Origin of the sequence: Pigmentibacter sp. JX0631, assembly GCF_029873255.1 — a bacterium.
Classification (GTDB): domain Bacteria; phylum Bdellovibrionota_B; class Oligoflexia; order Silvanigrellales; family Silvanigrellaceae; genus Silvanigrella.
In genome coordinates this window covers 3,290,708-3,303,203 of record NZ_CP123622.1, presented here as the reverse complement: position 1 = coordinate 3,303,203, position 12,496 = coordinate 3,290,708, and the positions used below count along the sequence as shown (strand labels likewise).

General features: G+C 29.8%; 12 protein-coding genes. 4 read left to right on the top strand and 8 right to left on the bottom strand.

All coding sequences use genetic code 11. The features are described 5' to 3' along the window. The first annotated feature begins 59 nt into the window (after positions 1–59). The gene (locus QEJ31_RS14225; protein ID WP_280591125.1) at positions 60–863 is read left to right on the top strand and encodes a class III extradiol ring-cleavage dioxygenase; all 804 of its coding nucleotides are present in this window, start codon (positions 60–62) and stop codon (positions 861–863) included. A 42-nt stretch (positions 864–905) separates the two neighbouring features. Further along, positions 906–1,787, top strand: coding sequence for a hypothetical protein (locus QEJ31_RS14220; RefSeq protein ID WP_280591123.1), 882 nt, complete (start codon positions 906–908; stop codon positions 1,785–1,787). Between the two features lie 5 nt (positions 1,788–1,792). Here the strand turns inward: QEJ31_RS14220 and QEJ31_RS14215 are convergent, their stop codons facing one another. Beyond that, positions 1,793–2,338 (bottom strand): VOC family protein, encoded by a 546-nt coding sequence (locus QEJ31_RS14215; RefSeq protein WP_280591121.1) that lies wholly within the window; start codon positions 2,336–2,338, stop codon positions 1,793–1,795. Positions 2,339–2,854: 516 nt separating this feature from the next. Here QEJ31_RS14215 and QEJ31_RS14210 point away from each other — a divergent pair. After that, positions 2,855–4,054, top strand: coding sequence for a hypothetical protein (locus QEJ31_RS14210; RefSeq protein ID WP_280591119.1), 1,200 nt, complete (start codon positions 2,855–2,857; stop codon positions 4,052–4,054). 1 nt (position 4,055) lies between these two features. On the opposite strand, the gene QEJ31_RS14205 is transcribed toward QEJ31_RS14210, so the two are convergent. The 4 genes from QEJ31_RS14205 to QEJ31_RS14190 all read right to left on the bottom strand — a co-directional run bounded on the left by QEJ31_RS14205 (position 4,056) and on the right by QEJ31_RS14190 (position 8,819). Then, complete coding sequence (locus QEJ31_RS14205; protein ID WP_280591118.1) at positions 4,056–4,907, bottom strand: mechanosensitive ion channel family protein; 852 nt, start codon at positions 4,905–4,907, stop codon at positions 4,056–4,058. Positions 4,908–5,018: 111 nt separating this feature from the next. After that, complete coding sequence (locus QEJ31_RS14200; RefSeq protein WP_280591117.1) at positions 5,019–6,071, bottom strand: GTP-binding protein; 1,053 nt, start codon at positions 6,069–6,071, stop codon at positions 5,019–5,021. Between the two features lie 106 nt (positions 6,072–6,177). Next, positions 6,178–6,372: a cbb3-type cytochrome oxidase assembly protein CcoS gene (gene ccoS, locus QEJ31_RS14195; RefSeq protein WP_280591116.1), complete on the bottom strand. Its 195-nt coding sequence runs from the start codon at positions 6,370–6,372 to the stop codon at positions 6,178–6,180. After that, positions 6,369–8,819 (bottom strand): heavy metal translocating P-type ATPase, encoded by a 2,451-nt coding sequence (locus tag QEJ31_RS14190; RefSeq protein WP_280591114.1) that lies wholly within the window; start codon positions 8,817–8,819, stop codon positions 6,369–6,371. The genes ccoS and QEJ31_RS14190 overlap by 4 nt, the downstream gene beginning before the upstream one ends. Here QEJ31_RS14190 and QEJ31_RS14185 point away from each other — a divergent pair. After that, complete coding sequence (locus tag QEJ31_RS14185) at positions 8,800–9,471, top strand: sulfite exporter TauE/SafE family protein (RefSeq protein ID WP_280591108.1); 672 nt, start codon at positions 8,800–8,802, stop codon at positions 9,469–9,471. The genes QEJ31_RS14190 and QEJ31_RS14185 overlap by 20 nt on opposite strands. Here QEJ31_RS14185 and QEJ31_RS14180 read toward each other — a convergent pair. Genes QEJ31_RS14180 through ccoN form a run of 3 tightly spaced genes read right to left on the bottom strand, consistent with a single transcriptional unit; the run spans position 9,468 to position 12,335 of the window. Then, positions 9,468–10,043, bottom strand: a complete 576-nt coding sequence (locus QEJ31_RS14180) for a cbb3-type cytochrome c oxidase N-terminal domain-containing protein (RefSeq protein WP_280591106.1) — start codon at positions 10,041–10,043, stop codon at positions 9,468–9,470. The two genes, QEJ31_RS14185 and QEJ31_RS14180, sit on opposite strands and share 4 nt — an antisense overlap. After that, positions 10,033–10,191, bottom strand: a complete 159-nt coding sequence (locus QEJ31_RS14175; RefSeq protein ID WP_280591105.1) for a hypothetical protein — start codon at positions 10,189–10,191, stop codon at positions 10,033–10,035. Before QEJ31_RS14175 ends, QEJ31_RS14180 begins: the two co-directional genes overlap by 11 nt. Further along, a complete protein-coding gene (gene ccoN, locus QEJ31_RS14170; protein WP_280591104.1) occupies positions 10,191–12,335 on the bottom strand; it encodes a cytochrome-c oxidase, cbb3-type subunit I in 2,145 nt (714 codons plus the stop codon). The genes QEJ31_RS14175 and ccoN overlap by 1 nt, the downstream gene beginning before the upstream one ends. Positions 12,336–12,496 lie beyond the last annotated feature (161 nt).

Here is a 12,496-nt window from a genome sequence, read left to right as displayed (position 1 = left end):
TTATTCTTCTTTATTTCTGATAAAATCTCTTTATTTAAAATTACTTAAAAGGATAAAAAATGCAAAATGAAAACACTCCTTGTTTATTTATAGCGCATGGAAGCCCTATGAATGCAATTGAAAAAAGTGATTTTTCTATTAAATTAAATGAAATTGGAAATTCATTAAAAAATAACATAAGTTCTATTGTTTGTTTTTCTGCGCATTGGAGAACTGAAGGTTTATTTATTTCTCATTCACATAAATTAAAAACTATCTATGATTTTTCAGGCTTCCCTAGTGAGCTTTCCAATGTTGTTTACTCTCCACCAGGAAATCCTGATTTAGCAGAGCGATTAAAAAATGAATTAAAAGATTTTGCTCCCATATTAGATGAAAAAAGAGGAATAGATCATGGCGCATGGAGTATTTTAATTCATTTATTTCCATCAGCTGATATTCCTGTAGTTCTTATTAGCCAAAATTTAGATTTGAAACTAAATCAGCATTATGAAATTGGAAAAATTTTAAGACCTTTCAGAAATGAAAAAATTTTATTTATAGGCAGTGGGAACATCGTCCATTCATTTTTCTCATTTTCTCAAGACATTTCGGCACCTAGTCCTGAATGGGCAACTTCTTTTGATGAAAAAATTAAAAGTGCGTTAGAAAATAAAGACCATAATACTATCATAAAATATAGAAGAATATTTGGCAAAAATGCTAAACTTTCCGTTCCAACAGAAGAACATTTCATCCCACTTTTATACATTATAGGTTTAGAATCTGATACAGACCAGATTGAATTTTTATATGAAAAATTCCAGAATAGTTCTATGTCCATGCGGAGCTTTATGTTAAGGCAACTTGCTCAAAGGATTTAATTTTGTTAATCCATGATTTTGTGTTAATTAGGAGCTCACAGCATGCAACAACCATATTATATGCAATTAAATTTAGAGGCTAACGAAGCGAATAGACTTTACTGGAATGAACAATATTTTTCGGTTGAATCTGTCTTAATGCTTCAAAAACAGGTTGAAACTAAAGATGATGCCTATAATGCAGCAAAAGAATGCACTTTGGTTGTAAAACTGACCCCATTTAGAAATCAGTTCAGAGCAAAGCTTTTAGCAAGTTTAAAGGGAGATGAGTCTAACGAAAATGCAAAAATACTTGGTTTGACTTTAAAATTTGACATTTTTAACCTTAATTTAACTGAAATTCTCGATTGCCGCTCATTACAAACGACCTTAGATGCTAAGGGCAATGGAAATATAAATGTTTCTGATAGTGAAATAGTAAAGTTAACAGAAAAAGAAAAAGCAGAATTTAAATCCACTTTTGAAAAATTAGCACATGGGAACCTTAATCCACATTTGAAACAGCCTTTTATCAGTTTTATCCCAAACTTAGCTGATTCAAACTGGGAAGAAAAAATTCCACCTAAACAAAAGAAAGCATCATTAGTTCCTTTCCAAGCAATTTTTCCATACGCAGGCGCTATTGAGCGTTTTCATGAAAAACAAGTTTTTGCTTTAGATGATTTATATTGCGTAAATCCAGATTGTGATTGTAATGAAGTTACTTGTGTTGTTCTAACATTTGATCAAAAATCTGGAAAAGAAATTACACATGGTGGCTTTAAATATCATTTTGAGAAAAAATCTTTTAAAAACATCCCAAACTTTCCTGCTCAATTTAATGCACAAGAATGGTTTAAACAATTTAATAAACTAAGTCCATTTCAATTAAGTAATCTTTTTGAATCACGTTACCAATTCTTAAGAAAAAAACAATTTTCTTAATTAAGTTACTTTTTTGTTTTTCTCTTCGTTACTTTTTTCTTTGTAACTTTTTTCTTCGTAGATTTTGCAGGGCTTTTTTTGCTAGAAGTTTTCTTTTTCTTAGCTGTCGTCGCTTTTTTCTTTTTTGCTTTAGCTTTTGGCTTCTTTATTTCTTTAGCAAATGACCATGAATATCCATCTAAATCAATTACAGTACACATTCTGTCTCCCCAGTAAAAATCTTCTGGTGAAACAGTACTTCTGCAACCACTAGCAACTGCTTTTTCGTATATTTTGTCTACATTATCAACAAAAACATAAAACGATTGCGAAGCTGTAATATTTAAAGATGCAGGCGCTCTTGCAGGACTTCCCATCGCATTTTCTGGATGCAACATACAAATGACTGTATTCTTGTGAAAAACATTTATATGGTTAATATTCCCATGTTGGTCCTTCATTCCTTTTACTTTAAAACCAAACGCTTTTGTATAAAAATCAGCCGTTCTTTCTAGATTTCTTACTGCAAGATAAGGAGAAAGCCATGGCATACGAGCAGGGCGAGGATCCATAATCAATTTTCCTTTAAAAAAAAGTATTTAAGTAAGTAACCTAAGTTTTATTCTGGCAAAGACATATTGAATATTCAAGATCTATTGGGAAAAGATTTAACCAAATGAAAAATATTTGACAAATATGTAGGGCACAAAAAAGTTGAACTGGAAAACTGAGATGTTTTATATTTTATTTAATTTTGAAAAAATTTTTATTCCTGTTTCATTTCTAAAATTTCTTAATACAAATAAAAATATTTTTTTAATACATTCTTATTAAACAAAAAGAAATTATATTTTTTTAAATAACTTTAAAAATATTCAATTACAAAAAAAATTAAAAGGAGCAAAAATAAAAATAAGCAAAGTTTTATTGAAATAACAGGAAATCTATCTGAGCTTGAAAAAAACAAAAAATATTAATTTTCCATTCTTGAAACACAAAAATATTCAAGATACTGTAATGATACAATTTTTTCACAATAATGACTAAAACTCTCCTTGCAAAGAGGATTCATTTTAGAGGGAAGCTATATGGAACGTTTTTTTGTCTATTTACTGCTTTTATCTTTTTTTATCCAAAACAAATGTTTTGCAAAAAATCATCTACCCGTAGTTTTTGTTCATGGTCTAACAGGTTGGGGTCGACAAGAAATGAAAGGATTCTACTATTGGGGTGGATTAAATGATTTGCAAGAAGATTTAAAAACAAAAGATTTTCATGTAGTAAGTGCTTCTGTTGGGCCATTAAGTTCTAATTATGATAGAGCCATTGAATTATATGCTCAACTTAAAGGAACATGTGCTGATTATGGAGAGTATCATTCTAAAAAATTTGGACATGCTAGATATGGGAAATGTTATCAAACCCCACTTTTGGCAAATTGGGATGAGACTCATAAAATACATTTGTTAGGGCATAGTCAAGGTGGGCAAACCATTCGAGTTTTTCTTAAACTATTGAAAGAAGGTTCACCTGAGGAAGTAAGTACTTTTCAAGCTAATAGAAATGAACTTTTTTCTGGAAACAAAGATTGGGTATTTAGTTTAACAACAATTTCAACCCCTAATAATGGAACTTCTCTAACAAATATCTTAGATGTCTTTGTCCCAACTCTCCAAACTCTTTTTTCTTTTTTTAGCGCAGCAGTTGGAATTACCCAAAATTCTTTTTATGACTTTAAACTCGATCATTGGGGATTATCTAGAGATAGGCATGAATCTTTTTCCAATTATTTTAATAAAGTTCTTAATTCAAAAGCATTTAGTACAAAAGATATTAGTAAATGGGATTTAAGTCCTGAAGGTGCTTTAGAATTTAATGAAACAGAAAAAATATATTCTAATGTTTATTATTTTGCTTTAGGTACTAAATCAACACATATTACTAATCCTTTTAACAATTGCAAATATTCATTTTTTAATATTTTAGATTTACCAACAGCAGCAATTGGTTGTTTTACTCAAAATATTGCCGGTAAAATTAATATAGATGAAAATTGGTTAGATAATGATGGAATGGTAAATACTATAAGTATGCAAGGCCCATTTCAGCAAAAACAAATTTATTTTTCTGACAAAGAAGGAGTTACTTCAGGTATTTGGAACTATCTGGGTGTTAAAGACACATGGAATCACATAGATATTATAGGTACTTTCCCTACTTTTAGAAAAACTTATCAATCAGTAAAAGACATTTACGAAAATCATCTTAACTTGCTATATAATTTATAAATTATTTATTTGCTTGATTACTTAACTTCACTAGTTCGGTCGGGTCGTGCAGAATTTTTAAATTCACGTTACGTTGTGGATAAGGAATTGAAATTCCCTGCTCTTCAAAATTAGTCTTGATTGTTTTATATAAGTAATAATTTACATCCCAATAATTATCAATTAAGACCCAGCATCTTAACATAACATTTACTGCACTTTCATTCAAAGCAGTAATAACTATAATAGGTGATGGTTCTTTTAGAATCCTGCCATCTAATCTAGTTAAATTAAGAATAATTTCTCTTGCTTTTTCGGCATCGCTTTCATACGAAATACTAACATTGATATCCAAACGTCTTGTACCATTTCTGGTAAAGTTCTTTATCGAAGAATTCCATAAAAGACTATTTGGAACAAAGAGAAATAGTCCATCTGGAGTTTTTAATGTAGTAGTAAATAAATTTATTTCTTGGACTGTTCCAATATTTGTGTTTGATTCTATATAATCGTTAACTTGAAAAGGTCTTAAAAAAATTAACATAATTCCAGAAGCAATATTTTGTAAAGTTTCTTTCAATGCCAAAGCGACACCAACGCCTGCTGCACCCAAAAAAGCAATGATCCCATTCGTATTTGCCCCAAAAATATTTAAAATGACAAGAACGCAAACTACAAAAGAGGCATACTTTATTACAGTGAGAGTAATAGGGAGTAATGTAGGATCTATTTTCTGTACTTTTTCGTTTGTTTTTTTAACAAAATAAATGAACCATTTTGTTAAAAAATAAATAACTACAATAGAAATTACTGAGAAAAAAACATTAATTGCGAATGCCCAAAATAATTCGAGATGAATTTTATTAAATTGCATATTATAATAAACCTTTAAAAGTTCGTACATTTTTTAGTCCATCAAAAAATTACAAAACAAATTCATCTTATTATAAAATTTTTTTTATTACAAATGAATTATAGTTAGCAACTATAACGCAATACAAGCATCTAATTTTTGTATCATTTCTTTATGATCTAAATTTTGTCCTATAAATACAATTTCTTGGTACCTTTCTAGCTCATCAGCAGGATATTCTTCAATAGAACATGAAGCTCCAGCTTGAGACCAAAAATGGATCGATTCATGTGTATCATTAAACCAAACAAATCCTTTTGAACGTAAAATTGAATCAGTTTCTTTTTCAATAAATTGCCAAAATTTTTCTTTTGCAAAAGGTTTAGCATTTTTATAAACAAAACTTGAAATTCCATATTCTAAAGTTTCAGGATTATGGCTACCTCTATCTTCTAACAACCAATTTTCATTTTCTTCTGCTTCAGAAATATTAAATAAATTTGTTTGCAATATTTTATCTAATGATATTTCACAATTAGTTGTAGAATATAACTTTGCTTTAGTATTCATTTGCTTTAAGATTGAGATCAGTTCTTTTTCTTCATCATCAGACACCAAATCTACCTTATTAACTAAAATTATATTGGAAAACTCTACTTGATCTGCTAATAAATTTGAAATATTTCTTTCATCTTCAACTTCAGTTAATTGTCTAGAAAAAAGGCTTTGTGAGCGGCAATATTCTTCTAGAAAATTTTTTGCATCTACAACTGTAATACAGGCATCTAAATATGCAAAATCAGATAATGATACTCCATTTTCATCTTTAAATGTAAATGTTTCTGCCACAGGCAAAGGTTCTGATATTCCAGTAGACTCAATAATAATTTGATCATATTTATCTTCTTTAGCCAGTTTCATGATTTCAATAAGCAAGTCTTCACGCAAAGTGCAGCAGATACAACCGTTGCTCATTTCAACTAAAGTTTCTTCTTTTCTAAGCAATTTTGTTTCACCAGTATGAATCAGCATGGCATCAATGTTCGATTCAGCCATATCATTTACAATTACTGCAACTTTTAAATTATTTTTATTTGTAAGAATTTGCTTTAGTAAGGTTGTTTTTCCTGAACCTAAAAAGCCAGACAAAAGTGTCACAGGAATTTTTTTAATAGTATTTTCCATAAGATGCTCCGAGAAGTCATTAATGCAATTTATTTGCATTAATGACTTCTCGCATAGTTAAAAAAGAAAAACAAGATATTTTCAACTAGTTATTAACTTACTATAATTACTCATGTTTTTTATCTGATTTTTGGATGACCTGTTTTTTATCCGCTTCTTCGATATCATCATCAAGTAAAATTTTATGTGCAGGAGACTCTAAATCATCAAATTGACCATTTTTTACGGCAAATAAAAAAATAACCAGAAAAAATGCACCAACAAATATCATAAAAATTGCTAAATAAATGACAACGCTCATGCTATATGGGCCTTTCTAAAATAAACAATTAAAAACACAGAAAGTGATGATATAGGCATGAATAAAGCCGCAAAAAGAGGATCAACAAAGCCAAAAACTGCAAACAATATTGCAACAAAATTATAAACTAAGCTAACCAAAATTAAAATTTTTAACGTCCTTTTTGTGCTTTTGCTTATTTCAAATATATTTTTTACTAAAAACAAATTCGGTTTACGAAGAAAAATATCTGCACAGTGCAATGCAACATCTGTTCCACCATGCGAAGCAATTCCAACATGCGCTTTTGCTAACATTGCAGCATCATTGACCCCATCCCCAAGAGCTAAAACTTTTTTTCCAGAATACTGAAAACCTTCTAAAATTTTTAATTTTTCGTCTGGCAATTGCTCTGAATAACAATGTGAGTGATTAATTCCTAATCCATCTGCAATTTTTTGTACTGATGAGGCTTTATCACCTGATAAGATGTAACAAGATATTTTATTCAAAAACAAATAATCTATTAATTCTTTAGCGCCATTTTTAATTTGCTCTGAAATTAAAAATTTCACATAAACATTTTCATATTTACCATAAACACAAAATCTTTTTTCTGTATCTTGCACTTCTGGTTTTACAAATTTTAAATTTCCAATCTTAATTTCAATTCCATTGTTTAAATTCCCAACTATTCCTCGCCCAGCTAGTTCATTTACATTTTTTAAGTCAACAGACAGGAATTTTTCCATTTGGAAATAATTAACTATTGCTTTTGATACTAAATGGACAGATTGCTTTGCTAGTGAATAAAATGCTGAAAGAACTTCAGTTCTTATTTCATCACTAACCTTTAAATTTAAAAATTCTATTTCAAGAACTTTTAATTCGCCACTTGTTAAAGTTCCAGTCTTATCAAAGATAACGGTATCTATTTCTGGCAAAGTTTCAATTGCATTTTGCGTCTTAACAATTGCCCCAATTTTCCAAAATACTTTTAGAGTTGAAGACATTAGCAATGGGGTTGCCAGAGCTAATGCACAAGGACAAGAAATTACTAGTATAGCAACCAATACATCTAAAGCTTTTTCAAAAGAAATAAATATCCAATACAAAAAAGATAGTACAGAAATAAAGATAATTGATAAAGTAAAAATAGGTAATATTTTTTCTATTAATGTTTCGACATTTGATTTATTATTTTTTGCTTGACAAATTAATGTTTCTAAACTTGAAATCCATGTTTCATTACCTGTTTTTTGCGCCAATATTTTAACAGGATTTAGAATATTTTGTGAACCAGCTATTACAAAATCATTTTCCTTTTTAACCACTGGCATTTCTTCACCTGTTAATGAAGATTGATTAACTTCAGTTTCTCCTTCTAATATAATGCCATCTGCTAAAAATATTGATCCTTTAGGAATTAAAACTTGATCCCCTTTATTTATAGAGAATGCTTCAATTGGTAATATATTTTTCATTGATTCACCAAGCTCTTTGGCTTTATGGATTGCTTTTTCATGAAAATATCTACCTACTAAAAGGAGAAAAACTAAGCCAGTTATAGTATCAAAATACACTCTAGTTGTATTTAAAAAAGTTTCATAGACACTAATTCCTAAAGTTATAATTAATGCAAATGAAATTGTTGTGTCTATATGTATTTTTTTATTTTTTAATGCCTGAAAGGAATTTAGAAAAAAACTTCTTCCTGCGTAAAAAGTTGCAGGTAAAGAGATAATCATACTAATTAATATAAATACCGTATTAATTTTCTCATCAATACCAAAAAATTTTCCAAAATAAGAACTTGCTGCAAAAATCATTACATTTCCAAATGCAAATCCAGAAATTCCTATATCTTTTAATCTTTCCTTTTCATATTTTGATCTAAATTGTTTTGAAGATAAAAAAGGAAGAGGGAGAGGATTATAGCCAATTTTAGTCAATAACATTGCCGCATTTTTAAGATTACTTGCTGAATTCTTTATATTTACAAAAGTAACTGTTTTTTCAAGCAAATTAATATTAATATTTTCTATTTCTTCAATCTTTCCAAGTGATTTTTCTATTAACCAAATGCATGCAGCGCACTTTATTTCTGGTACAAAAAATCCCCAAGTATTTTTATCAAATTTAAATATCGTATTTATATTTTCGTCTTCATAAATATTGTAGTGAGATAATGAATACTCTTCAGCGGAAGATGGACTTTCTCCAACTTTTTTCATTATTTCATAATATTTTTGCAAATCATTTGAAATTAAAAATTGATAAACTCCTGCACAACCTTTGCAACAAAATATTTGATTTAATTTTATTTTTATGAATTTTTTTTTACAGTGCATACATTTATCTTCAAACTCATTCAAACATAAGACTTCCTTTGCAGATAAATTTTGTGTTACAATATTCTTGTTCTCGTTATTACTGGAGTCTTTTTTTATGAATAATTTTGTAAACATTTTTGTCCCTATGATATCAATTGCAGCTTTTGGTTTTTCAGGATCTCTTCATTGTTTAGGCATGTGTTCTCCATTAGTTGCATCATGCCAAAAAAAAACTTGGCAATACTTTGTCAGCAGAGGAATAAGTTATACCATAATTGGACTTATTTCTGGATATTTAGGAACTTTTTTATTGAAAGATTTTTTTAATCTTTCTGCAAAAAAAATTGCTCTTATTGTTGTAACCATTTGCTTTATCCAAATTTTTTTTCTTCTTAAACCTATAAATATTTTTACAAATAAAGCACAAAAAATTGTAATTTTCATAAACAGATATTCTCCACTGTCCCAAGCTGCTACTTTAGGTATTATAACAGCTTTACTCCCTTGTGGATTTTTATATAGCGCCATATTGATGAGCGCTACTTTTGCAAATCCATGGTTAAGTGCTGCTGGGATGCTGGCTTTTGCCTGCGCAACTTCACCCATTTTAATTGGAAGCAAAGGATTAATTCTTTTATTTTCAAAAAGAAATCCAAATTTTTACAAATATTTTACTGTATTTATTTTATGCATCATTGCTTTCATTGCATTATTAAGAGGAGGATACTTCCACTCAAGTGAAAATAAAATTCAGAACACTAATGGAACAGAAGTGGAATGCCATTAATGTAACTTACCTTCTTTTCCTTCAGGTTTTTTTGGATTTGGGGGATTAGTTCCTTGAATACTTGCTATGTAGATCACTAAAGCTTTAACTTTTTTATCACCAAGTATTGTTTTCCAACCTGGCATTCCCTTTTCAGGAACTCCAATATCTATGACTTTCTCAACTGCTGAATATGTATTATCTACTATCCAATAATTGTCTGTTAAGTTAGGACCAACTCCACCTTCACCTTTTAAACCATGACATGATGCACAATTTGTAGCATAAGCTTGTTTTCCAAGCTCTATCATTTCTTTATTTGTTATATTTTGGGCATAATTAAAATCTCCACTTCCATTGTTTGCATTGGTATTATTTTGCCCAACAGAAGCAAGATATTCATCTTTTAACGGATGTCCGTTTTTATAAATGTGATAGTAAAATAAATAAATTGCTGAAAATATGATCGTTCCATAAAATAATATTTGAAACCAAATTGGCGTTGGATTGTCATATTCTTTAATCCCATCAAAATCATGATCTAAAAGCTTATTATTTTTCTCATTTTCGTTTTTATTATTATCATTCGTCATTTTTTGTCATATCCTCACAATGCTTAATATAACTTTTACTAACTACATTTGACCAAATTAACCAAAAAATAAATAATATAAAGGTTACAAAAAAGACTCCAATCGTAACAATAATTTCACCATGATCTGAAGCTAATTCACTCAGCATTATTTCCCCTCAGTTTTTTTAGTCGAAGGTTCTAATGCTTCGCGTCCATCAATTCCTAATCTTTGCAAGTAAGCAATTAAGGCAATTATTTCAGCATTTTTATTAGCGTTGATTCCTTGCTCTTGAAGACCAGTAGCTATTTTTTCAGCTTGCTTCTTTAAGTTTGATTCAGCATTATTAATATCTTCTTGAGTATATGGTACTCCCAATTTTGCCATAACTTTTAATTTATCAATCGTGTATGATGTATCTAAACGATCTTTTAGTAGCCAATCATATTTTGGCATAGTACTATTTGGAGTCATACTAGTTGGATCATCCATATGTTTATAGTGCCAAATATCTCCGTATTTTTTTCCTAACTTTTGTAGATCTGGTCCAGTTGTCTTTGATCCCCAAAGATGTGGAAAGTCATACTCAAATTCACCTGCACGGGAATATGGTCCATAGCGCATTTCTTCTTCTTTAAAAGTTCTGATCATTTGTGAATGACAATTATTACATCCTTCTCGAATATAAATATCACGGCCTTCAATTTCTAAAGGAGTATATGGTTTTAAAGTTACAATTTTTTCTTCTGTAGAATGATTAATTAGTAAGGGAAGAATTTGCACAATACCACCAATGGAAACAGCAATAAGAGTAAGCATTCCCATGACAAGCCCTAAATTTTCGGCTGCTTTTTGCACCGTTCCATATACAGTTTTTTTATGTTCAATCGTTGAGAAACTATGCGCTTCTGCTAAAGTATCTGGAACTTTTCCAGCTTTTCTTATTGTTTTATAAATTACATATGTACCAATTATAATTCCAACTAAATACAGAGTTCCACCAATGGCTCTTATTTGATAATATGGTAGAATTTTGTTTACCATTTCCATGAAATTTGGATAAGTTAACACATTATCGGTAACACTTTCCCGCATAAAACCAAGCATTGCCCCAGCGATATACATAGGAATACAATAAATAAGAATTCCTATAAAAGAGATCCAAAAGTGAGCGTTCGCCAATTTTTTATATTGCAATTCAGTTTTATAAATAGATGGAACTAGCCAGTAAAGCATAGCAAATAGAATATAACCATTCCATCCTAAAGCACCCACATGCACATGTCCTATAATCCAATCCGTATAGTGCATAACTCTGTTTACAGATTTAAATGAAAGTATAGGTCCTTCTAAAGTTGCACATAGATAAAAAATAGCGCCAGCCAATAAAAATTTAGTGGATGGATGTGATTTAATTTCTTTCCACGCAGATTTTATTGTTAAAATAAAATTAATTGCGCCACCCCAAGAAGGAGCTATTAACATTACAGAAAAAACTACTCCAAGGGATTGAATCCATTCAGGAAGTGCAGTGTACTGTAAGTGGTGTGGGCCTGCCCACATATAGATAAAAATAAGCGACCAAAAATGAATAATAGATAAACGATAAGAATATATAGGTCTATTTACTAATTTGGGTACATAGTAATAACCTAGCCCCAAAAATGGGGTTGTAAGGACAAACGCAACAGCATTGTGCCCATACCACCACTGAACTAACGCATCTCTAACTCCAGAAAAAGCACTATAACTTTTTAAGAAAGTTACAGGTAAAGAAATATGATTTACTATATGAAGTAGAGCAACTGTAATTATTGTTGCAATATAAAACCAAATTGAAACATAAAGAATTTTTTCTCTTCTAATCGCTATTGTGAGAAAGAAATTAATTGCAAAAATGACCCAAATTAACGCAATCAAAATTGCAATAGGCCATTCCAACTCAGCGTACTCCTTGGATGTAGATAATCCCAAAGGAAGAGTAATAGCAGCAAGAACAATAATTAATTGCCAACCCCAAAAATGAATATTTGACAGAATATCACTAAACATTCTTGTTTTTAAAAGACGTTGAGAAGAATGATAAATTCCAGCAAAGACACCATTTAAACAGAATGCAAAAATAACAGCGTTGGTATGCAATGGCCGTAAGCGTCCAAAAGTTAACCAAGGCAAATCAAAGTTAAAAGGTCTATAAAATAATTGGATGGCAATTATGACTCCAACCAACATCCCAACAATACCCCAAATTAGCATTGCTGCTATGAATTTTTTTACTATGCCATCATCATAGCGAAACTTTTCCAAACTCATTCATCACTCCGTGTGCAATTTTAAGAAAAAACAATAAAGCACAAATCAAGCATAAATATTTCATAAAATGGTATGCATTTACAAGAATAAATGCTGTATTTTTTTGCTAAATTATAATCATAAATGGCGGTTTTTTGACATTAATATTGAAAATTATTCTC